Origin of the sequence: Vibrio sp. M260121 (assembly GCF_036533715.1) — a bacterium.
In the GTDB taxonomy this organism is placed as follows: Bacteria; Pseudomonadota; Gammaproteobacteria; order Enterobacterales; family Vibrionaceae; genus Vibrio.
Genome location: NZ_JATABF010000016.1, coordinates 1 through 24,555 on the forward strand (window position 1 = coordinate 1; position 24,555 = coordinate 24,555).

General features: G+C 44.4%; 14 protein-coding genes and 1 pseudogene. 12 read left to right on the plus strand and 3 right to left on the minus strand.

Going from position 1 to position 24,555, the window contains the following annotated elements; translation table 11 throughout:
* A pseudogene (locus QTO06_RS10845) lies at window positions 1–778 on the plus strand (tandem large repeat); the annotation flags it as partial.
* A 227-nt stretch (window positions 779–1,005) separates the two neighbouring features.
* Here QTO06_RS10845 and QTO06_RS10850 read toward each other — a convergent pair.
* A complete protein-coding gene (locus tag QTO06_RS10850; RefSeq protein WP_331407998.1) occupies window positions 1,006–1,152 on the minus strand; it encodes a hypothetical protein in 147 nt (48 codons plus the stop codon).
* A 386-nt stretch (window positions 1,153–1,538) separates the two neighbouring features.
* Between QTO06_RS10850 and QTO06_RS10855 the strand changes: the two genes are divergently transcribed.
* From QTO06_RS10855 to QTO06_RS10865, 3 genes are all read left to right on the plus strand, one after another.
* On the plus strand, window positions 1,539–3,236 hold the full coding sequence (locus QTO06_RS10855; protein WP_331408000.1) for a hypothetical protein: 1,698 nt from the start codon (window positions 1,539–1,541) through the stop codon (window positions 3,234–3,236).
* A 65-nt stretch (window positions 3,237–3,301) separates the two neighbouring features.
* Complete coding sequence (locus QTO06_RS10860) at window positions 3,302–4,615, plus strand: TolB family protein (RefSeq protein ID WP_331408002.1); 1,314 nt, start codon at window positions 3,302–3,304, stop codon at window positions 4,613–4,615.
* A complete protein-coding gene (locus QTO06_RS10865) occupies window positions 4,609–9,369 on the plus strand; it encodes an OmpA family protein (protein WP_331408004.1) in 4,761 nt (1,586 codons plus the stop codon). The genes QTO06_RS10860 and QTO06_RS10865 overlap by 7 nt, the downstream gene beginning before the upstream one ends.
* A 90-nt stretch (window positions 9,370–9,459) precedes the next feature.
* On the opposite strand, the gene QTO06_RS10870 is transcribed toward QTO06_RS10865, so the two are convergent.
* Together QTO06_RS10870 and tssH are read right to left on the minus strand one after the other, a co-directional pair.
* Window positions 9,460–11,088 (minus strand): sigma-54-dependent Fis family transcriptional regulator, encoded by a 1,629-nt coding sequence (locus tag QTO06_RS10870; protein ID WP_331408005.1) that lies wholly within the window; start codon window positions 11,086–11,088, stop codon window positions 9,460–9,462.
* Window positions 11,075–13,753, minus strand: a complete 2,679-nt coding sequence (tssH, locus tag QTO06_RS10875) for a type VI secretion system ATPase TssH (RefSeq protein WP_331408099.1) — start codon at window positions 13,751–13,753, stop codon at window positions 11,075–11,077. Before tssH ends, QTO06_RS10870 begins: the two co-directional genes overlap by 14 nt.
* A 455-nt stretch (window positions 13,754–14,208) precedes the next feature.
* On the opposite strand from tssH, the gene QTO06_RS10880 reads away from it, so the two are divergent.
* The 8 genes from QTO06_RS10880 (at window position 14,209) to tssA (ending at window position 24,552) form a co-directional block, all read left to right on the plus strand.
* Complete coding sequence (locus tag QTO06_RS10880) at window positions 14,209–14,727, plus strand: Hcp family type VI secretion system effector (protein WP_331408006.1); 519 nt, start codon at window positions 14,209–14,211, stop codon at window positions 14,725–14,727.
* Window positions 14,728–14,799: 72 nt separating this feature from the next.
* A complete protein-coding gene (tssI, locus tag QTO06_RS10885) occupies window positions 14,800–16,878 on the plus strand; it encodes a type VI secretion system Vgr family protein (RefSeq protein ID WP_331408007.1) in 2,079 nt (692 codons plus the stop codon).
* On the plus strand, window positions 16,878–17,363 hold the full coding sequence (locus tag QTO06_RS10890; protein ID WP_331408008.1) for a hypothetical protein: 486 nt from the start codon (window positions 16,878–16,880) through the stop codon (window positions 17,361–17,363). The genes tssI and QTO06_RS10890 overlap by 1 nt, the downstream gene beginning before the upstream one ends.
* Before the next feature lie 146 nt (window positions 17,364–17,509).
* A complete protein-coding gene (locus tag QTO06_RS10895) occupies window positions 17,510–18,829 on the plus strand; it encodes a hypothetical protein (protein WP_331408009.1) in 1,320 nt (439 codons plus the stop codon).
* Window positions 18,810–19,802: a DUF2169 family type VI secretion system accessory protein gene (locus tag QTO06_RS10900; protein ID WP_331408010.1), complete on the plus strand. Its 993-nt coding sequence runs from the start codon at window positions 18,810–18,812 to the stop codon at window positions 19,800–19,802. The genes QTO06_RS10895 and QTO06_RS10900 overlap by 20 nt, the downstream gene beginning before the upstream one ends.
* Window positions 19,795–20,739, plus strand: coding sequence for a hypothetical protein (locus QTO06_RS10905; protein WP_331408011.1), 945 nt, complete (start codon window positions 19,795–19,797; stop codon window positions 20,737–20,739). Before QTO06_RS10900 ends, QTO06_RS10905 begins: the two co-directional genes overlap by 8 nt.
* 235 nt (window positions 20,740–20,974) lie before the next feature.
* On the plus strand, window positions 20,975–22,978 hold the full coding sequence (locus QTO06_RS10910) for a serine/threonine protein kinase (protein WP_331408012.1): 2,004 nt from the start codon (window positions 20,975–20,977) through the stop codon (window positions 22,976–22,978).
* Window positions 22,978–24,552 carry a type VI secretion system protein TssA gene (tssA, locus tag QTO06_RS10915; protein WP_331408013.1) on the plus strand — a complete coding sequence of 525 codons (1,575 nt, stop codon included), beginning with the start codon at window positions 22,978–22,980 and terminating at the stop codon, window positions 24,550–24,552. The genes QTO06_RS10910 and tssA overlap by 1 nt, the downstream gene beginning before the upstream one ends.
* Window positions 24,553–24,555 lie beyond the last annotated feature (3 nt).

Below are 24,555 nucleotides of genomic sequence, written 5' to 3' on the forward strand. Positions count from 1 at the left end.
AAACGGCGGTGCTTGGACGAGCAACGCAATGGACATCAGTGGTGAGACAAATGGCACCTACACCGTAGTGGTGAAGGGGACCAACGCATCGAATGTCGAGGCCACAGAAACGAGTACCTTCACGCTGTCGCAGGCACTGCCAACCTTGATCAGCGCGACCTTCAATCCAACGCACCAGTTGGAAGGGCAAAGTGTCGCGGTCACACTGGAGTTCGATAAAGCGCTGCAAACAGCGAGTGCAGAGCTGGGTGGTTCCGCCATCACGCTGACCAAGGCAGGGGATGCGAAAGTCTGGACTGGTGACGTTGTTGTGCCTGTGTCGTCAGAGCTGACTGTAGGCTTGGTGGTCAAAGACTACCAAGACCTATCAGGGAATACAGGCGCAGATGACAGCACTTACTCGTTACCAATCACACCAACGATCACTATAGGAGCCATCAGTGATGTGTCTGGTAATACAACAGTAACTGTTAATGGAACAACTACTCGCTTTGAAGAGGGTGAAGTAATAGAAATCAGAGCTGTTGATGCTGATGATAAACCAACTACTGGTAATGCATCTGTGCTCAGTGATGGAACATGGACCGTTGATCTTGATTTGTCTTCTTTGAAAGAGGGCACAATTACTGTCTATGGAAATGGTACCAATTCATTATCTGTAAGTGCTACTGAGGTCAACACGACATTTAATTATTCGAGCACTATCGTTAAAGTGCTTTCCGTCTCTGATTATCTGTATAGAGATAAGGAAGATATAGCCTTGAAAAAGGTTGCGTAATACAAAGCGAGCATTTAGCTCGCTTTCTTTTTACTTGGTTTTAAGTGATCTAAGTCAAATAATTAGCTTTTTCTAATAATTGCGACAGATGATTTGATGGTCTTTATACAAGGTCAAATATCTAGAATGACTATACCTATTTTGTTTTTAGATGGTGTTGGTGTGATTGTGGTGGTCAATTCAAGATTGTGATGGTGAATATGCCACGTTGAGAATATGTCGCAATATTATATAGTTACATCCATCGCTATACCCCAAGTATAGAGTTCTGCGTAAGGTAGGGTACTACCTGACAGTTGTGTAATCGTAATGAAGTGACACCAGCCTAGCATCACATCAAAGCGGTTACGCGTTTTTGTGGGTGTGATACGCACTCACCTTTTTTTATTCATACTTCCTCAGTAGCAATTCTATTATTTATTGTTACTGAGGAAGGTCATTGCTTTACAGCCTTTCTTTGCTCCCTCATTGTCTATATCGAAACTGTTAACTTCTGCCCAAAAATAAAAAAATTCCTTTTATTTGAATCCTTCTTTTTGATTTTAATGTCTAGTTAGTTTGCCTGTATCTGTAGTTAAAATGATTTATTTGCTAGCGAATGTGTCTTATTGGTGGTTTTTAGCTTATTTGTTGATTTTTCTATGCGATTGAATGTTCTAAATTAAATTAGTAGCATTAGCGCACCAAATCGTACTTGTAAGCCTTATCAGCTTAAATGTCACCGCAACCATATTTACGATGTTGGTTGTGGAGAATTCAAATGCATTTAGTTTGCAAATTTATACCTAGCTCGAAGCTATCCTCCAGCGAGCTATCTTATGTTCTTACACCAGACGAGTGTATAGGGCAGCTTTCGCGTTTGCGAAATTCAGATGACATCCTTAGAAACCTCCCTAAAGAGTTTGCGCAAAAGATTTCTCTTTCCTCTAAAAAAACGACCAGCGGATTGCTAGCAGCTATCAGAGCCGAACTTGGAAAAGGCAGTTGGGTCTCATTGTCTTCCTTTGCTCGTAGGTCGCCACTAACAGACTCTCAGTTGCAAAGTTTTCCTAGACTTAAAACACTCGTTGACTCTGTATCTGCTTCGAATGAAAGCAAAGTTTTTAAAGCGGGTTACAAGCAGGTTACTGACGATGTTGCTCTAGTTCGCAGTTACACGCATGTACCTTCTGAGCCAAGCCCAGACCAAAAAATTGTTGTCGAGTTTGCAGGGCAGTGGTCTAGCAATGCAGCATGTTTGATGTTGGGTAAAACGGACGCTCAAAAAGAAAAAGTTACTGTAGGCAAGGCCGATACAGAAAACAAACACCGCAGCCTCGCGACGTTTAAAGATCTCGAAGCTGAGGGCAAAACGCTCTATATCAAAATCCCTTGTTCCGACCAGCCTCAGCCAATCTTGCTTAAACTCGCCGAAGATTTGCAACCCGTTGATAAAGAGACTCAGATGGATGAGTGGGATAACGTGTTGGTGCCGGTGAGACCATTGGCTTACTTAGATGGCAGCAACGACAAAGCAAAAGCTTCTGACCTGCGTGGTGGTTTCCTTTATGTGTTTTGGAAAGGAAAGCTTTGGCGAGAGATGGCGATAAACGAGAAAGGTTACTACCAAGATGTTGACGTCGAGTATTACCGCACGCTAGAGCAAGAGGAAAAGAAAAAAGACACACCTCAGGTAATACAAAGAAGCGCAAGCGGTTTTGCTATGGCGCATTTCTGGGCACCTTACAAAATATCGGGTGAAGTCCAACAGGGAAAAAATGGACTCAAGATCATTTTCTCACCAAAGCAAAAGCGCTTTACTCAAATTGAAGCATTAGAATCGGATGCTGGTTTGCTAGAGAAATCCAGCACGCCATTAGATGAATTAAGCAGTTACAGTGACGCACAGTCATTCAGTGTAAAAGAATTCACCTCCGATGTAGACAGCGCAGCCATCCACAAAGTGACCGAAGACGACATGCCATGGCTGAGTGACCAACAAGCCATCGTTCGTAGTTACGACCAGAGTAATACGGTCATTGCTTATGTGGATGGAAAAAACAGTGGTTTTCTTGTCCGCTTGGAAGTTGGCTTAGCAGATGGCCCATTGGCAGAACAGCTAGACCCTTACTCGTTGGCTTCGTATGACGGCTTAGTTGCCATTATGGAAGATTCTGAAAGTGACTGGCGAGTTACCGAGCCCTTTGAGTTAACCAGTAAGGATGGTTATATCAGTGCCTTAGTGACAGGTATGCCTCCCAAAGGAAAGTTTACACTTGTTCTTTCGCACCTTGGGGGGCAAGACAGCGCGGTGATGATGTTTGAAGGGCTGACATACCAAGAGATCACCGCAGAACCACCAGAATTACCGATGGCTTCTAAGCACGAAGAACAGCGAGTGCCTGATGAAGTTAATGAAGAAAGAGAGCGTCAAAAGAAGATATTAGACATGATGCTAGAGCTTATCAACGCCAATTAAAGTGATAACACGGGGAATGTGCTTTAGACCTCGGTTTATCAAATTATGAAGAGAATGAACAAATTATGAAAAAAATTATAATAGGCAGCGCTATTATTGCCGCCTTATTGGCTGGGGCTGGTGTTATACATTGGCAAAGCAAGCCTTCAATGGATAAGAATTATAAAACCAATCTTAGCTACATAATTGAATCCCTATCTTTTGGTAAGCACACTGGAGAGATTTCTAAAATTAGGGGGTGGCGGATAGTAATAGATCCTCTAGAAGGTGCACCTATAGAAGAGTGGAATGCAACGCACACTCAACCTCAAGTGATGTTTAACTATGGACCAGATTCTACCATCTATACTATGAACCTAGATGGAACGGATGTCCGGTTGTTACTTCATCGCGACGAATTTGGTGAATTACCAGCTGGGGGGAATGATATCCAACGCTCCCCTGACGGGAGATATCTAGCGTTTCGCTATTATGGTTATGGAGCATGGGCTAATTGCGCTGTTTATGATTTAAAGAAAAGAGAAACCATCGTTAAGGCGGAGTTTTGCACGTCGGCGACCTTTACTCAAGATAGTAAAGAGTTCTATTTTATTGACTCTGACAGTCGTAACCCACAGCGCCTTGAACTCGAAAGCCACAATCGAAGTGACGTATTTCAATCTGCGATCCACGTTGATAAAGAAACCTTCAATCCGCTGCGTGATGGTTATGCTTTCTTTATTGATCAGGTGAATGACCGATTTATCTATAAAGTAAGAAAAATAGATGATGCCGATAACCGAGGCCCTGATCAGCAATTAGTGTTCCGTTTTTCAGATATGTCTTTACTTGGTAAAAAAGAGTATTTAGCTCCTGAATGTTTGACCCGTTTTACCAAAGGAGCGCTGCAGAAGTATCTAGCCTGTAATAGACGTGAACCCTACGACTTATATTCGCTTGAAGACCCTCAGAAAAAAATTGAAAAGGTGCCAGAAAGGTATGTTTTGCAGCGAGGTAAGTGGTATGCGAGAGCAAATGGTAACAGAGTTGTGCGCCTGAAACAGCCCGGAGAAGTAGGGATGTTTGATGGTTTGAGCTATAACTACGCATTAAAAACTGGGGAAGGTGAATTCGACTATGACCGACTCCATCGCTTAAGCTTTTTTATACCGTCACATATGTATGCAGACTTTGAAAGTATGGATCTGCGTCCATTTATGCCTCCTATCCCTACCAAAGCGCAATATGATGAACTTTTACCAGACGTTACAGAAAAGTTACGTTGGGATTGCGCAAGAAGCCGAGGAGAGTTCCAGAATTGTGCTCAGTATTACGATATGAAAGCGCTATTTACAGATATGGAGCAGGTAAGGGAATATATGGGGGTTAAAAAATGGTAAAACGTTACGATATTCCGGGCCTGTATCTAATGGGAAGATTGCATGACAGGGATGGTAAACCTGTTGGGCGCTTTTTCCCATTAGCCCATGAAACATTGGTTATTCCGAGCTTAGAAGTTAAACAAGAGTTTGTTGCAGACCACAGTACTACTAACAAACAGATATCCACCAGCAGTAAAAATCCGATCGCGGTTAGTGATGAGTTGGGGAAGCTTAATATTTTAGCGGCTCGCGAATTCAATGCTGATCAGATAGGCGCTGAGTTACTGAAGGCTCCTTTGGCAAAGGGTTGTGTGGAAGCCGCGATTAACAAGGGCGCCGTGCAAGACGTATTGTTTTTCCCGAGCTATTTGGTGCCATTAAGCCAGATGGCGAATGCAGCCCAAGAAAGTAAAGACCAAGAGCCATGGTTAACTAAACTCTACAACTTGTTGTCTTATAATGATCTTAAGGAGATAAAGGATGATAAAGGGCAACCTGCTTGTGTGACTGATTTAAGCGTGAAGCGTGTAAGTGTCGAGCAAGATTGCCTAGCTCCCCCCTCGGACCAAGTTGACCAAAGCAGTGACTTCTTTAACAACTACGCAGAGTGGTTTAATAATAGCCACTCTAAACAAATACATATAGTGGAAGTTCCGCAGTTTTATACTATTCAGGTTATTTTTTCCTCAAAAGATTATGTTGGCGCTGAAGTTACATTAGCCGATTTACCAAAAGGCATTAATATCCAAGGCTCTGAGACCGAGGGTCAGGGTGTTTTACCTACATCGACGGTTAAAGACGTTTTGTACAAATACTCTACAGATGGTCAGGTTAGTCAAGACGAGTCTATGTATGTCGCAACGTTTTGGTTAAACTCGGAAAGTGTTTTAGTTTTAAATGACCGACTAACCTCTGTTCGTATTGATATTAATTTTTCAAAGAAAATTAACGGGGGCGACGCCGACGAAATCAGGTCGACTCTAAGAGCTAGCAGGATACCCGAATCATATAGTCTAAAAGAAAATGCCCTTGCTCTGGATATTCACACAACCGCGGGGCGTACATCCGTTGTTAATGGCGATCCTATCTCCGTTGAAGAAGCCTTAATTAACCACGCCCCACAATTCTTCCCTCATTTGAATGCCGATTTAGAAGCATTCCCTTACGACAGCCCAGCAAAGCTGATTGAACGAAAGGAGACCAAAACCAGTTTGCCAAACTCAACGTGGGCGACGTTTCAAACGGTAAAAGGCAGTTTAGAGTCAACTTCCGGTGTGTTAAAAGATGGCATCAGTTGGGGGACGTTAAGTAAATTTGCAGCTTCTTCAGTATCAAGCATTAACACTGGAGATACTGAACTTGCTAAGCTAGCACTTACCGTAAGTAAAACTTTGGGTGCTACACAAGCGTCTAGAGCTTTCATCAAAGCTGTGGCGGACCTAAATGATCACTATCCGAACGAAGTGACCCAATCTGCTCACTTTATGAATGGCCGCATTAATGCGCAAATAGTGTGGTTTAGTCAGAAGTTTCATGCGCAGATGGATAGAGTCTCTCCGTTATGGAGCGCTTCCATTTTGCCATACCTTACTGGCGCAGGGCGGATCGGAATGAAAGCTTTAGACATGTTAGATAAACCGCTAACTATTGCGGAGCTGGGTTACGATGCCGTCAATACCTATGCCAATTGGAACGGAAGCCAAGCTGCTCAAGGTTCGGCACACGGAGATTTACTATCTAAAATACAGGAATACATGGCAACAACCGCTTCTGTACAGGCAGATAAAGCACAAGCTTTTCAGGGAACGGAAGAGAAGTATCAAAATGCTGTCAATCAACTAAGAAATGAAATGCCAGATTTGTTTGTAGAAGAAGGCAGTGTTTCACTAGACCAGCGTGTAGAAGACGTGTTACTTCGGTTGAACATGACATTTTTTGAGTTCGATTCTTACCAAGTCACTGAAAAAGGTAGTGTGCACAAAAGAATCGCTGAGCAGTTACAGGCGTTAATTAGCAACCCTTTCGAAATTGTCATAACAGGCCATACCTGTAATATGGGGTCAGAAGCCTACAACTTGGCTCTATCGGAAAAGCGTGCTGTTTCTGTCAAAGAGGCAATCCTTGATGCGATGTCTCCGGACGCTCGAAGCGTTTGGTCTCCTATGTTCAAAATTGTAGCAAAAGGGTATGCAGTTTCATTACCTGGTAATACCAACCGTACGATTGAAGAGCGAGTAAAAAACCGTCGGGTTGAAATCTATCTCGCGTTTAGCCGTTCTGTGGAATATCCGCCGTGTCGCGCAGGCCTTATGAATGTTGAAAAGGCGGCAAAGATAAAAATTGCCAAGGACATGAACGAAGATCAGGCGATGCTGGAGTTTATCCAATCCGGTTTGAATGCATTAATTGGTGGGGCGGCCATGGCCTTCCCGCCAGCAAAAGTTATTGCCGCAGGGGTGGAAGGTGTAAAGCTTGCTACTGCCATTATGGACCTCTTAAAGCCAAACACTGAATATCAAAAATGCGTTAAGCAGGTTGATTCCATCCGTCATCAAGATCTTATGGCGTTTAACCAATTTTTAGCACAGCCAGATATCCCCAATGCGACACGAGTGTACTTAAAATCGTATATGAAGCGAATGATTGCGTTGAATGGTTTGATTCGCTTGATTAAGAGCTTTCACGCTGTCAATGCGAATCCTGCTTTTAGCGGTGGCGGGATATTAAGTGACGCTGATGTGCTGAGTGGTCCTAAAATCAATCAGTTCAGTGACCTCGATGTGCTGGGCTATATTGATGAGTTCATCCTCAATGATGATTGGAGTGTTGATATCTCACTGCTGGGTGCTGAACACTTAGATGAAGTTTGGATGGAGAAAAATGGCTACAGTCAATCATACAACCAAATTGGTAGCGCTTCGGTTGCCAAAATATACGCTCAAGGTGTTAATGTTTACCGACATTATTCATCCGATGATTTGACCGACTTGGTGACTGAGAAAGCTCAGCGATATAACCATTACTTCCCAATTCATTACAGAGCAAGTCAAGACGACAGCCATTTCGAAGCATTACTAGGGGATAAACCACCAACAGGATTAGATGACAGTATCTTCGAGAGAGTTGAAGTCTTTGTTCGTCGTCCTTATAAAAGTAATGATTCAGTTCCAAAATATGATGATTGGGTGCCGTTTGAGCAATATTATCGAGAGAACGGTGCAATGCTGACACCCTATGACAATGTTAAGGTCGTAGCGCTGGTAAAAGATGGGGTTGGGAGCGAAGATAACAGCAACGTTATTGGTCAGCTGCCGATTTGTCTTGATGTCATCTCACATAGTTCAAATGAAGGAAACTGGAAGTGGAGTGATTGTGTTGCCTCTACTCACATAGAATATGTGTCAGAGTTAACACCTGTGAACTTTTCTGAACAAGAGAGAAAAGTGATTTTTGGCGATGACAATAATGCGAAGAAGCTTGGCGTCATTATTCAGCCAAGTTATTTCTTTGGTACTACACGTGTATTTGGTATTCGACCAGTTGCTAACTACGATGATGTTGCATTGAAGAGTCTCTTTGATACAGCTGCTAGCTCGACCGTCTCGGGTGGTTTCAAATTCCTGAGCTACTTTTTTGAGCTAAAAGTGCCAGGTCAAAGTAAGACAGAAAAGCGTGTCAATGTGCTGTCCTCGTTTGGTTCGACAGATAGCAAAGAGAGAACCATCGACCGATTTAACGTGACTTTGTCACCATCTCGTCAATATGAGTTAACAAAAGACTTTATCAACTTTAGCGGCGCTATTTTTGGCGATGGTCTCTTCTATGAGAAGACATTTTTAACGCCACCTGAGGGTAAGAAAGTACGATATCCACAGGTTTTTGATGGGGCAAAAGTGAGCCTTTACTTAGGGCAAAGTGGCTTAAAATACGCCTCTGCTAAGAAAGGTGGGGATGATCCTCTTCTAAAAGCTGATAAGCGCATGAGTGGTAAAGTTACTGCGTTTAACTGGAATAAAGAAACGACGGCAACTCTACTGATTCGTTCAAAACCGTGTGATCCTGATAATTTAGAGGAGCAAGGTTTTGATAAAAATCTAATCCCAATTCACGTTCAATTCTCTTATGATCCAAACTTATGGCCTGGCTCAAACCTATGTCCAGTGACAGATTTTAAAGCAGTCGCACGACTCGGAACAGTGAAAAAGGTGGGTGACTCTTTTATCTTTGAAAAATCTGAAATCGAAAGAATTCCTAAATCGCTGTCTGAGCTTCAAGAAGACCTAGCTAAGATGAATTCAGAAAGTCTAGAGTGTATAGCACTATCGACTTGGAGCGGTGCAAGGGAGGAAGAAACCACTTTGTTTGCCAGTGTGGAAGAGCTTTCTTATATCAATCTATTTGGTCACAAAGTAAATGGCTTAAGGCCGATGATTGCACCAAGCAGTTCAAGGAAAGGCATCAACTTTGGTATACAAGTCAATGCTCCGTTTGGAGCAGGGCTAGATTTAGAGAAAGGTGATGGAATGCACATGGTCGATAGTGGTGTGACTAGAATTCCAAGTAACTGGATCAAACTCAAGTACAAAGAAGACGAAGTTGAGGCTGCTAAACAGCTTAATAAGCTCAAAACAGACCTTGAGTATGCTGATCATTCTAAGGAAATTAAATTTAAACCACATATCAACCTTCAGAAGTGGATGAGTTACAACGACCATTTTGATAGCTTGCTCGAAGCGAGGATCGATATGATTGATAGCTGGGTAGAGAATTAGTACTCGGATACAAAAAAACCGCCTTCGGGCGGTTTTTTTATTCTTTTCTGTTCAAACAGTAGTTAAAATTTTCCCGTTTCCCGTTTTTTATCAACCCGCTGCAGAAATATCGTATTTCTTCATCTTGTGGTTGAGCGTACTCATTGGAAGTGCCAATTGCTCAGCGGCTTTCTTGGTGTGCCAATTGCAGGCATTTAAGCAATCGATGATCACTGTGCGCTCGTATTGGCTGACAACGTCCTTAAGGCCCATTGAAGCGTCTTCTAAATCCGCTTGTGCTGGCTCGTAAGCAGGTTGCTCTGGGGCAGGTGATGCAGCTTTGACTTCAACACTTGGCGTATCTTCTGGGATTTGTTCACCAAACTCAATGTGAGTGATGGTTTCAAAATCGGACAGCAGTACCGAGCGTTCGATGATGTTTTTCAGCTCACGTACGTTACCCGGATAAGAGTATGCAAGAAGCTGTTTACGGACGTTGGCACTTAACCCTGGTGCTTGCGGTAAACCTAGCGTGTTTGTGGTGTGTTGCACGAAGTGTTCTGCGAGAGGGAGGATGTCCGACTTACGGGCTCTTAAAGGCGGCAATGTAATCGGAAAAACATTCAAGCGATAGAACAAGTCGGCACGGAATCCGCCATCTTTTATTTGCTGCATCAGATTACAGTGAGTAGCGGCGATAACGCGCACGTCCACTTCAATCTCTTTGCTGGTGCCGATTGGGCGAACTTTACGCTCTTGTAAGACACGCAGCAATTTTGCCTGCAGTAGCATTGGCATATCACCAATCTCATCTAGGAATAGCGTTCCGCCGTTGGCTGCTTCAAACAGGCCGACTTTGTCTTTGTCTGCGCCCGTAAATGAACCTTTCTTATGCCCAAAAAGCTCAGATTCTAATAACTGCTCTGGAATAGCCGCACAGTTTTGAACGATCAAAGGCTGTTCTGCTCGGTTAGAGTTTTCGTGAATGTATTTCGCGATCACTTCTTTACCTGCACCAGTTTCACCACGCAACAGAACGTCGACAGGAAGAGATAGCACCTTATCAAGACGATTTAAAACATTGAGCATTTCTTCGCTCTCTGCAATCGGGCCCTGATAGGTTTTCTTGGTACGCTTTTTAAGCTGAGTGTTCTCACGGAGCAGTGCTTGGTTATCGGCACTCAGGCTTTTAATCACTTGCCCATATTGCTCTAACCAAACTGCTTGGCGAATATTGCTTGCGGCCATACGACAGAACTCAGTGAGTGCGGCTTCGTTGTCGATAACGCTTAAATCGAGCAACACTAACAGGCCGATGGTTTTACTATCGTTGTCGATAAGTGGCCAAGCCAATAAGTTTTCGCTCTTTAGTCCAAGTATCTGCTCGCTTTGATAAATGCTTTCACAGTCGTAACCGTTGTACTTATACAGCTCGTTGATCAACACCACTTCACCATTGCGAATCGCAAAGTTAAATGGGTCGTTCTCACTGGCAGAATCTATCTGCAATGCTTCCCAAGGGTGGGAAACAATCGTTTTATCGTTATGGTGAGCGGTACTTGGGATCAACGCTTGACCAGTCTGGTCCAAAACATAAATGATGCCGTGTTTTGCGAGAGTCATTTGTCTCGCAGCGGTCAACACGGCATCTAACGTTTGGGTCAGCTGGCTGCGATCAGCCAAAGATTGGCTGATCGCAAGTAGGGCGTTGCTAAGTTCGCTATGATTAGCTGAACGCATAGGTTAGTGTTCCTTGCTCATCGACAGAAACTGCGATTTGCGTATGTGAATCATCCTTGTCATGCACCAATAGCTGTGTCGATAGCTGCGGCAGTAACTGACGGTTGATAACCGCGTCAATGTTACGTGCGCCTGTTTCAGCAAGGCGACAGTTACCCAGTACGAATTCAACCAAGCTTTCTTCGTAGCTCAGAGACAATTTGTGATGGCTCTGTAGACGCTGAGAGACTTTGTTCAGCTTATGGTGAATGATTTCTGTCATTGCTTCATCAGACAGCGGAACAAATGGCAGTACCGACATACGTGCCAGTAGCGCTGGTTTGAAGTGTTGGTTCAACGTCGGGCGGATGGCTTCTGCGATGATGTTGGCATCGATGTCTTTTGATTGATGAACCAAAGATTCAATCTCGTGCGTCGCAAGGTTGCTGGTCATGATGATCAGCGTATTCTTGAAGTCGATGGTGCGGCCTTCGCCGTCGTTCAGCGTACCTTTGTCGAACACTTGGTAGAATAGATTCAATACTTCTGGGTCGGCTTTTTCCACTTCATCTAGCAGTACAACAGAGTATGGGCGTTGACGAACCGCTTCTGTCAGCATGCCGCCTTCACCGTAGCCTACGTAACCCGGAGGTGAACCGATTAGGCGAGATACGGTATGCTTCTCTTGGAACTCAGACATGTTTATGGTCGTCATAAAGCGCTCGCCACCAAACATTTGATCAGCAATCGCACGAGCCGTTTCAGTTTTACCCACGCCACTTGGACCAACCAGCAGGAATACGCCTGTTGGTGCGTCTGGGTTACCTAGGCCAGCTTTCGCAGTTTGAATGCCTTCAGACAGTGCATCGATAGCGTATTCTTGGCCTTTGATGCTCTGTGTTAGGCTTTCTTTCAGTTTTAGTGTGGTTTCTGCTTCGTCTTGAAGCATCTTACCCATTGGAATACCAGTCCAGTCCGAGATGACGTGGCTGACTTCATCTGGACCCACTTCAAAGTGAACCAGTGGGTTGCCATTGCGGATTGCGTCTAGCTGTTCTTGACAGGCTGAAATTGCAATGCGAACGGCTTCTTCATCCATTTCTGCATATGGAGAAACGTCTTGCTCTTGTTCTGAGTCTTCGTCTGCAGCAAGTTCTTCTTCATTTGCTTCGCCAAAGACCAGTTCATGTAAGCGAGAGCGTAGAACAATCATTTCTTGGATCTGCTCTTTTTCTTTGTGCCATTGCGCTTCTTGTTCTGCTAGCTCTTCTTTCGTTGTTTCCATTGCCAGTTTTAGGTCTGGAATGTTAGCAAGGCTGTGCTTGTCGCCAGTTTGCTGCAGAGCATCACGCTCAAGTGCTTCAAGCTCACGCTGTTGAGCTGCAAGTTCTTGCTGCAGAGTCTCAACAGAAGCAGGAATGGCATTAAGGCTGATGTTCACTCGTGCACACGCCGTATCTAGCACATCGATCGCTTTGTCTGGTAGTTGACGGCCAGAGATATAACGCGCAGAAAGTGCTGCCGCAGCAGTGATAGCATCGTCACGCACGTAAACGTTGTGTGATTTCTCGTATGCTGGGCGCAGACCACGAATGATCAATGCTGCTTGCTCAGGAGACGGCTCGTCAAGTTTTACCAATTGGAAACGACGCGCAAGGGCAGGATCTTTCTCGAAGTACTTCTTGTATTCCGACCATGTTGTTGCAGCGATGGTTTTCACTTCACCTCGTGCTAGGGCAGGTTTTAACAAGTTTGCAGCGTCGCTGCCGCCCGCTTGGTTACCACCACCCACAAGGGTGTGTGCTTCATCGATGAAAAGAATGATAGGGGTTGGCGAGTTTTTCACTTCATCCAATACCGCGTTTAGGCGTTTTTCGAATTCACCTTTTACGCTTGCACCTGCCTGAAGAAGACCCATATCCAAGCCGTAAAGCTCAACACCTTTAAGGTTGTCTGGTACGTCACCTTGTACAATCTTAAGTGCCAAGCCTTCTACTACTGCGGTTTTACCAACGCCCGGTTCACCAACTGCAATAGGGTTGTTTTTACGGCGACGAGCAAGAATGTCCACAATTTGGCGGATTTCTTGGTCACGGCAGAAAACAGGATCGATTTCGCCTTTGCGTGCTTTACCAGTGAAGTCGGTCGTGAACTTGCTCAGTGCGGAACCATCTTCACGAGCTTGTGTTTTTTCGGAAGTCGCGACTTGCGCCTCAATAGAGTGGCTTGTTAGCTCTGCAAAGTTACGCTTAAGGCTGTCAGGGTTGACCGCTTCAAGGATAGAGGCGTAACCATGTTGGCCGTAACGTAGAGGGTTACTAACAAGAGTAAGGAGTAGGGCGCCAGAGCGGATTTGTGTTTCGGATAGATCTAAAGAAGAAACCAGCCAGCTTTCTTGTAACCATTCGATTAATAAAGCAGAAAAAACAGGTTTGCTGCCATTTCCTTTGGCGTTGGTGTCGAGTGTGGATCGAACCGATTGTCTTAATAAGTTCTCAGAACAATCAAAATGACTTAATAAGACGTCAAAATCACTATTTGGCCTTTCTAAAAGACTCAGTAAATAATGCTCAATTTGAACTTCGTTTGCTTTTTCAGAGACTGCAAGTGCAGCCGCGTCTTCTAATGCCACTTTTGCAATCGGGTGTAGACGCTGAATTAATGAAGAAAGGTTTATATTTATCATAGCCATTTTATTCTTTAGAGGAAAAGAGGTAGCGGCTATTATACTAGAAGTGACAGTGCAGTTTTTTTATCAAGATATTTTGCCTAGCGTTTGCTGGTGATTTTAATGACAAAATTAGTGGGAATATTTACGGCTGATTATCTTGGTTTGTCATACTGAATTAATTCTTAGTTAATATGACTAAATGGCTAGTTTTATTAACTTTATTCTGTTCTTGATATATGGTTATTTTCACTTTTTATTATTGAAACAATTTATTATTATCGATTTCCAACTTTTTGGTTTTTTATCCAATAAATTGTACTTAATAGATTGATAAATAATGCCAATTTCCATCTAAGTGTTTGTATTGTAAGGTTTATAAAAGTTGGCATGGAGTTTGAATATACCAAGTAGTCGCGGTGATAAGCGATTTGGTGATTTAAACAAAACAGATTTTAGAAAAGGAAATAACGATGCCAACTCCAGCATATATGTCTATCCAAGGTGAAACTCAAGGTCACATCACTAAAGATACTTACTCTGCAGATTCTGTAGGTAACACTTGGCAAGAAGCTCACGTTGATGAGTTCCTAGTACAAGAGCTAGACCACGTACTAACAGTGCCACGTGACCCACAAAGCGGTCAGCCAACAGGTCAACGTGTACACCGCCCACTTGTTGTAACTAAAGTTCAAGACCGTTCTTCTCCACTACTATTCAACGCACTAGTATCTGGTGAAAAACTTCCTGAGTGTGTGATTCGTTTCTACCGTACTTCAGTTCAAGGTAAGCAAGAGCACTACTACACAATCAAACTGATTGATGCGCTACTTGTTGATATCCAAACTCGCATGAACCACTGTCAAGATGCTGCAACTGCAGACCGCGTGACAGAAGAAGTTCTTAAGCTGACTTACCGTGCAATCGAAGTAACTCACGAAAACTGTGGTACAGCTGGTAACGACGACTGGCGTGCTCCACGCGAAGCATAATTGCTTTTTGCGTAAAGATTCAGGGCCAACAATTGTTGGCCCTAATTCGATTATTTGTATCAGGTAAAAGATATGGTGAATGACGTAGAATTTAAATTTGAAGTGCCAGGGTGTGGGCACGAGTTTCGAGTAGAAAGCTTTCAAGTGAATGAAGAGCTTTCGAAGCCTTTTCACATCAGTCTCTCATTACTTTCACTTGATCCAGATATCTCTTTTGATGCTCTAATCCGTAAAGCGGGCACGCTGACTCTTTATGGACAGGGTGTCGGTGCTGCGCGCGTATTCAACGGCGTAGTAAACGAAGTTCGTTACCTAGGTACGGGGCGTCGTTTTTCTCGCTATCAATTGGTTTTGGTTCCTCAAGCTTGGTTTTTATCTCAGCGCCAAGATTGTCGCATTTTCCAACAAAAGTCAGCGCAAGATATCATCACTGAAGTGTTAGATGATGGAGCGGTCACTGATTATCGATTTGAAGTCTCGGGTACTTACCCTCCAAAAGAATACGTTCTGCAATATCGCGAATCTGACTTGCACTTCGTTCAACGAATGATGGCTGAGCACGGTATGTGGTATTACTTCGACCATACCGATTCAAACCACACCATGGTGATTGTTGATAGTAACGATGCTATCGCGCCTTTGGTGAGCTCACCAATCAATGCATCATACATCGGACCGATTGTGTTCCACGCTGACGGCGGCGGTGTTGCCGATCGCGAGCATATCTCTGATCTAGAGCTTGTTAACCGCGTTCGAACTGGTCAGGTTACGTACACGGATTACAACTACGAGCAGCCAAAGATCCCGCAAGAGATGACACACGCAGGTGACCTTGACCAAGATTTGAAGCAGTTCGATTACCCAGGTCGTTATGTTGATCCTGCGATGGGGCAGGTGAGAACGACGGAATGGATGTCTGAGCACATTGTTGACAACCAACAAGTGGAAGCAAGCAGTGACGTAATGCGTTTGGCGTCTGGTTACAGCTTCAATATCGGGGAGCATCCTCGTTCAGAAATTAACCGTGATTACATCATGCTGTCCGTCATGCATACTGGACAAGATCCACAAGTGCATGAAGACGAAACGAGTGGGATGCCGACTACCTACTACAACCAGTTTTCTTGTATTCCACGCGATGTGGTATTTAAAGCACCAAAAATGGCAGCGCCACTTGTTGACGGCCCGCAAACTGCTGTTGTGGTTGGCCCTGCAGGTGAAGAGATCTACACCGATAAGCTTGGACGAATCAAAGTTCAGTTCCATTGGGATCGCTATGGCGATAATGATGAACATGCGAGCTGTTGGATTCGTGTAAGCCAATCTATGGCGGCTCCAACTTGGGGTGCGGTTTATTTGCCACGTATTGGCCATGAAGTCGTAGTGACTTTCCTTGAAGGGGATCCAGACCGTCCGCTAGTGACAGGCGCGGTTTATAATGGCCTGCATTTCCCTCCATACTCGTTGCCAGAAAACAAAACGCGCACCACGTTCCGTACTCAAACGCACAAAGGCACTGGCTACAACGAATTGAGCTTTGAGGACGAAGCGAACCAAGAAGAAGTCTACATTCACGCTCAAAAAGACATGTCGACGAAAGTACTCAACAACCGTTACCGAGACATCGGTCAAGACGAGTTCCTAAAAGTTGCGCGTCATCAAACCAACGAAATACACGGTGACCACAAGGAAACCATTGACGGTCACAAGACAACACAAGTAAACAGCACCTTTACGGAAACCGTAGAGCAAGACGTCACTGTTACTTACAACGCCAACGAAACTCAGTATGTGAAAAATAATTCTGATTTGGAAATTGGTGATAACCGCACGACTAAGATTGGTAAGAATGATGATCTGGATGTGGGTGAAAACAGCAACTTAACAGTTGGTGCATCGAAGAGCTCAGACATTGGTGCGGATGATAACCAAACCGTAGGCGGCAACTTAACAGTATCGGTGAAAGGTAATACGTCATACAAAGCCGATGGCGCAACGCAAATCATCAGTGGTGACAAGATTGTACTGAAAACCGGTGGTTCTTCATTAGTGATGAACAGCGACGGTTCAATCAAGCTCTCTGGTTCTTCAATCACCATTGAAGGTAGCGATAAAGTCGTCGTGAAAGGTGGTAACGTAGCGATTAACTAATGATGGAAAAACAGCCTCTTATTACAGAAACCATCACGAAGCAGCAAGCCGAAACACCGGCTTGCTTTTCGCGTTTTGGAACCATAGTCGCCATCAACGAATCAACGGGCAGTGTCCGCGTTGATTTTGATGGTAACCCATTTAACCAACCACTTACCGCAAGGTTAGGGCGTGGCTTTCGCCGCTCTGAACTGCAAATGGCTATCGATAATCGATTAAGTTGTCGAATCGAATTTTTGAACGACGACTTGAGTTTGCCTCTTGTGGCGGACATTTTCTTCTCCATTTTGGATGACTCTGACGAGTTTGTACTGCGAGCGAAGAAAATGGTCATCGAGACAGAGCAAGAACTGATCGTCAGAAGTGGTGAGACAGAAACTCGCTACAGCGGGCGTGATGGCCGCATTACCACCAAAGCGAAGTACGTCACTTCTCAAGCAGAAAAAGCACAAAAAATTCAAGGCGGAACGATCGCGATTAATTAGTTACCTCGTTTTAACTCTTTATCTCGTGGTAAAGAATTGCTTCGTGCTAACTCATTGCCTCGAGTTTAGTCGTTACTTCGAGCTAACTAGTCACTCGAGTTAACTAACTGATATTGCGTTATCGCACGCTAACAATGGATAAGTAGATGCGACAAAGAATCGGTGTTGAGCACCTAAAGACACCCATAACCAATCAAGAAGTCGAAGACGCGTTAGCAAAAGCTGAACGTGCTGTGAATGACCTCTCCCAATTGCCTTCAACATGGCTGAGCTTCTGCAATGAAAAGCTGTCTATTGCTTCTGAGAGCCTCGGCTTTTTAATCAAGCAGCGTGTACGACTTCATAAACGAGGATATCCGAGTCGTGATCTGGATTACCTCAAACTGATTGAGCACCAAATAGAAGAGCTCAAACAAGTGTATCTGTCGTTTTATCGATTAGCTCCGGGGTTAATTCATCAGCTAAGAAGCCAAGAGCCAGAAATTTACGCTTGGCTGATGCTACAGAAAGAACTTGGTTCTGAACTCGATAATCTTTTATGTGGATTGAGCTTACTCGAAGAGTTAGACGCACACACCGCCAAGGTCATTGTCACGCAATCTCCAGTTGAACACATGGATAGCGTGATGTCGGAGCTCATTGAGGGCAAAGCGAAATCCAGTCCGTTTTACTTTGAATGCTTGCGTCTCCGCCAAGCTTTGAGTGTTGCGTTAGTTAAACGTTGGCATAAAGCGGAAGTTATTCGTTCTAATATCGCGCTACCTCTACTGGCATTACAAGATGTGGAAGAGGGGATTGAATGGATTAATGACAATGCGAGCTCTGAACAATATCTGTTTGAACGTTTGATCACTAAGCGCGACAGAGGCACCTGGTTCCGTCAGTGTTTTGGTATTGAGCCTAGTGGTTTGCCTTCCGCCCAAGTCTTGACCTTCGCGAAACTATTAGAACTCAAAGAGTTTGAAGCGTTTGATATCTCTTCGTCATTAGCTCCCGTTGATTTTGCTCTGAGTGGCGATTGGAAGTTAGTGCCAGAAATAATCGAGCACTTGGAAACTCTGGAAGAAGATGACGGTGAAACTTGGATTCAAGCTTTGTATGTGGTTTACGGAAAGCTTCTTCCCCTTACTCCGCAAGACGTTGGTGTCGAATATAAGTGGGAAGAGATCGTCGATCTGCTCAATGAATGGGTAGAAGATGAAAAACACATCCAAGATCTACCAAGCCGCTTGGGTTATGCATTGAGCTTCGAATCTACTTTAGCAGCGATGCAAGATCCTAACGTTGATGTGCTGTTCCGCGATTGGTTATGGCGCCAAATCTGTATTCAATCCAGAGCGTACGTACCTTGGGATATGGCGATGCCGATTCATCAACAAGACTGGAACTTCAACAATTTAAAGGCCGCACCTTCTGCGAGCGAACGATTCAACTTAAGGAATAGCAATGCAATTATGGGATATTGAAGCGCACCCGGAGCTATCACTTAAAGGTCGTTTTCAACGTGACGAAAACGGCGATGAAGTTTGGGTTGTTGTCGCTAAACGTACTTGGCAATTCGATGGTGTGGTTTGGCACGAATTAGGTGAAAGTGAAATCTTCGATGATCCTCAATATTTGGGCGAAGAAGGTTTCTCTGCGATGAAAGTTGACCACGAGTTTGCGTATACCAAAGACAACACAGATGTGCTCGTTTACGGCAAAGCGCGCAGCTACGCGAAAAAGCCAGTGACATACCTAGAGTGTCGCGTGTTGATTGATGGCCACATTGATAAAACTCTCGCGATTCATGGTGAACGTGTTTGGGTTGAACATGGTGGCAGTATCACGCTCAGTAAGCCTATTCCTTTTATTGAAAAAGACATTGATTACACCTGTGCAATTGGTGGTGATCTACGTAACCGAGTTGGTGGCGGGGTGGCCGATTCCAACAAAGAACTGCTCGAACAGAAAGTGCCCTCGGTTTTCTACCCGAGAGAAGAGTGGAGTTCTACTTCGAAAAACCTTCGCGTAGCGGGCTTTGGTCCTGTTCCTCCATTCTTTGAATCGCGCCAAAAACTAGCGGGGACCTTTGATGAGGATTGGATTGAAAACCGCAAGCCAATGTTACCGCTCGACTTTGATAAGCGTTTCTTCCAAAGCGCGCCGGTTGACCAACAATGTAAAGGCTTTCTTCATGGTGGTGAGCGCTTGATGATGAGTGGTTTCTGTCATGATGACACGCTTTCATTCCGAATTCCTAAAGAGAAATATCGCGCAATCGCGACGTTCAAAGACAACAGCTATCAAGCTGATATGGCGATGTACACCTTATTTGTGGATGCTGAAAAGAAAACCATATCAATCAGTTACTCCGCTGCGTTTCCTTGTCAGGGTAAAGAGCATTTGTTGGTGTCGACATCGATCACTAAGTTGGAGGAGGTAAGCGAGCATGCATAATTCAACAGGCCGTTACGTGCTGGGGATGGAAGTGATCACGCCAACGGGTATGAATCTGGATATCGCAACCAGTGTCGCAAACGCTGATTTAGCCAGATTTGATCAAGTGGTTGGTAAAGATGGTATTGAGCGTTTTACGTTTGCCAAAATCGAGTACACAAAAGAGAGCGAGTTGTTTGAAAAAACGTGTGAATTAACTGCAAATTTATTGGACTCCTTGCTTGTGCAGTTACCTCGTTCTTTGAAGCCGATTCCATTACTTATTGCTGTGCCAACGACAATTTCATTAGTGAAGATACAAGAATGGCTTGGTGAAAGTGACTATTCTGACTTTCTTTCTGTGGTCGAAGCAGTGCATGCCAGTGGGCCTAGCTTCGTGCTACAGGCTATGAAGTCTTTGGATAAATACGATGCAATGATGTGTATTAGCGTCGATTCTATGGTGGATACGATGCAAGCACTCATCGATGATGCCATGGTCATGAGTACCTATAATCCGTGGGGCGTTATTCCGAGTGAGGGAGGGGCTGGTTTAATTCTCTGCCGAAGAAATACGGTAGAAACATTGAAACTTAAGCCTCAAGCGCAGCTTGGCTATATTGATACGGAATTAAATACGTCAGATCGAAGAGGCATGTATCGCCTTGTTCAGCGCGCGAGTAAAAAGCTCGATTCATTTGGTGAAGTGTATTCCGATATGACGAACCTCCGTATGCACACGGAAGATTACGGCTTTGCACTGGGGGCCAAAGCAGAACGTTTCACGAATCCAGAACAGCCACAGCTTATCAATGAGTTATGGGGCACGATAGGCAGTAGTTCTTCTCTCGCTTTGGTCGCATTTACGGTTAAAAATCATCATTTTAACCAACCTGCATCGCTATTAATGTTTGATTTTAATGGTGACAAAGGGTTGCTTCAATTACTGGCGTGCTAGTACGAAACAACACGAAAAACCTTATTGAAATGCTCTCATAATCTCGGCAAGGTATTTAATCGATGAAAACAACATAACTTATGTAGTGAAAGCGTAAGTCAAAGAGTCTAATAATTTAGTAATTATAACTAAAGTAATAGCGTTACTGTTCGTTTTAAATACCAGCCTTGAAACAAGGATGTTTCAGCAAATATTATTTCCGCCTAATAATATTTGTTCGATAAAAGAGTGCAAAGTGTCTGATAAGCAGGGAGCAGCCAAAGGATATATTGATCAATTGGTTGTCAAAGCCATTGAGAAAAAGAAACAGAACGAGCAAAGGTTGGCGCAGAAAAATAAGCCAAAGCTTGAGTACGTGCTTTTTTCACAATTTGATGTTCTAGACACGCTGCCATCGAAAAATGGTAGAACGACGGTTTACCATCTCGCCAAAAAAGGCCAACCAGAAAAACAAATCTGCTGTAAAGTCGTCAACGAAGATGCGCCAGACATTGCCAATAAAATGTTGGTTAATGAGGCAAGTAGATTAGAACTTTCTCAACATCCTAGCGTTGCGGATTTCATTAAAATCGGTAACGAATTTGAACGCCCATACTTAATGTACGAGTGGATTCAAGGTGAATCACTGGCAGAAAAGATGGAGCGTCACTCCTCTAAAGGTTTCCGTCACGACCATATTGCTTGGTTAGTGTACCAACTCGCAGGTGCGCTGGAATTTATGCACACTCGAGGTATCTGTCATCTTGATATCAAACCATCAAATGTTTTGGTTAGCGAAGGGGACTACGTCAAGCTCATCGACTTTGGTGCGGCTCGCTATATTGGTGAGACAGAATCTCATGCTGAGGCAAGTTTAAGTTACGCTTCACCTCTTTACCTTGAGACAGGTACAACCGAGCCACAAGACGATGTTTATTCACTTGCACTACTGACGGGCCATTTATTTATTGGTTCGATCTTTGGTGACGCTTGGCACAAGCAATTAAAAGATCGCAAGCGTCCGGCATTAATTCCAAACCATATTTGGAAGCTGCTCAAGCAAGTGATTAATAACCCAAGAGGGCATGGCTACACCGCTATTTCATTTGCACAGCAACTTGCACGCATTGACACTCAATCTATTGATTCACAGTCGAATGCGCCGATTTTTAGCAGCTTGCGTAATGCCGACTTATTGCTGACGCATTGTAAACCTCAAGACAAAGCCGGCTACGGTCGCTTTAAAGTCCTCGAAGCTAGCTTAGTATTGAGCGTGATGGCAATTACAGGCCATTACTTATATGAACAAAACCAGCCTGAATGGAAAACGATTGTGAAGTCGGAACCGACAATTTCACAAAACGAAACTCCTCTGGCGAGTACGATCAAACCAGCACAAACCGCTTCCTTCTTGGCTCAGCCTCCTTGGGCGATTGAGCAGGCGCTCAATGATATGGAAAAAGATGTCATGTCGATGGCGCCATATCGTGAAGCCTACCAAGTGCAGCAAATGAAACTGTCTAAGCTGTACAAAAATAATCAGGCGCTATTGACCTCTTATCAAGCCCTAGCGGATGACTTACCGAAAACGCTAGTGGAATTGCGTAAAGAGTTGGTGACGTTACGAGAAAAATTGGTCGATGATGGTGCTTTATACCCATACGCTGACAAAACCTTAACCAAAGTGATGGCAGGTTTGAATGTCGCGTCGGTCGATTCGATGAAAATCTCTGCGGTTGCGGGAAGCAAAGACGAGCAGATTGCTAAATTAATCCTTGATGGTGAAGCTAAGTTGGCCGACGAGGAGATGAAAGCGGCTTGGTTACTAAATCAATCGGAAGCTTATTTCTACAGCCAAGTGTTGCCAAATAAAGTAATGGCAAACATCAACGACTCTATCGAGCAGCACGCAAAAGATCACTACTACACCAAAGCTATTGAAGAGGCGAAGGCCGCTAAGACTTATTTTGGTAACACGCCGGCGCTGAACAAAAAGGTCAAGGATCTGATTGTTGCTCGTAGCGAATACATACTATTTAGCACCGTGACTGAACAGTCGGTGTTTGATAAGCAAAAACTGCATGATTCACTGGCTGACCTTGAGCGACACGCGCCGAAGAAGTTTAGTGAAATTACCGATCTGCTTGAGAGCATGGCTACGGATTCTATCGATAAAAGTCATCAACTTTCTCGCCCGGCACGTGGTGCAATCGCCGTTGAGCGCGCTCTGAGAGATTATCTAGCAGAGGGGAGAGGCTAATGTCTGTTATCGATATCGAACGCTTATTGGCCCCTATCTCTGATGCAACGCCAGTGGGTGAAGATGCTCGCTACGAGTTTTGCTACGAGATGATGGAATCTGAGGTAAAAAAATTCGGTTCCTTGTTTGGTGAAACGGTCGATTGGGGCGTCGTAAAAACGCATGCGACTGAAGTGCTAGAGCACCACAGCAAAGACTTAAAAGCCATTTGTTACCTTGTACGTGCGCTAACGGAAGAGTTTGGTCTTCAAGGTTTTGAGCAAGGTCTAAAGCTGCTTAGTGAGGCGTTAAGTCGCTTTGGCGTTGAACTGTATCCTTCGCGAAAGCGGGGCAGAGATGGCGCGGTCGAATGGCTGAACCATCAGTTTAAATTGGTAAGCGGTAAGTTAGCAGAAAGTGCTCAGTCATGGGAGCTGGTTTCAAGCTGTATTTCGACCATTGAAGAGGTTCAGCGACAATTCGACGATGTTTACCAAGACTCAGAAGCTGATTTCTTTGAGATTCGCACTCAGCTCAACGTCTTATCTCAACAAGCTGCGGCTGATGACCAAATCGATGACGCATCGGTCACTGTTGAACAGGCGATATCTACGCCAACTGCACAGCCTGCCGCAGTAGAAAAGCCGGCACAGAGCGAAGTGCAAACCGCTCCAGCAAAGACGGTTACGCCGGCCCCTAAACCTGCACCAGTTAAGAAAGCGGTAGCAAAAGAAGTGGATGTCGATACGGACTTCTCTTCACCGACGGCTTCTAAGCGCACCTTGAAGAAGGTTGCAGAAGTCATGCTTCATGCAAATCCAAGTGATCCGCTGGCTTACCGAATTTATCGTCATCTGACTTGGGATGATATTGATGGTCTGCCTGATCATCAAAACAATCAAACGCCATTGAGCTTGGCAGTGTCTTCCGATCAACAGGCGGAATACCGAGACAAAGCCAATCAAGAAAGCGACATCGACACCATTAAACGTTTGGAGCGCACACTAACGGATGCGCCGTTTTGGCTGACAGGTCATTACTTCGTGTATTCGATGCTCAATAACTTGGGCTTCGACGATGCAGCACTGGCTGTGAAACAAGAAGTGCAGCGTTTTGTTGATTCGCTAGAGGGCATCGAGCACCTCTCATTTAAGAATTCTTTACCATTTGCAGATGAAGCGACCTTGAGCTGGTTATCGACTCAGGATGCAACTTCTTCGACGTCTCAATCCGTTGTTCAAACGGTTGTTATTTCGCAAGAAGATTCGCTGCCGATGGAGGATATCACTCTAGAAAACCTAGGGGAATATGCCGCAGAACTTGCCCGCAAACTCGAGCTGGATAGCTCGGGACGTGGACAGTTCATGCTGTATTTACAATTGATAGCAGCTTACCAGTCTGTTGGATTATACCCGTTGTGTCTGCCTTATCTTGAGAAGGGTTGGGAAGTACAAAAAGCGTTTAATCTCGCGAGCTGGGAACCCCACTTATCTTCACAGTTAGAAGACCTGATTCGAAAAACACTCCATCAGTTATTCAGAAGTAAGGACCTTTTGCCTGAGAAGTATGAAGAGTGGAAAGCAATTTATGACTAATTA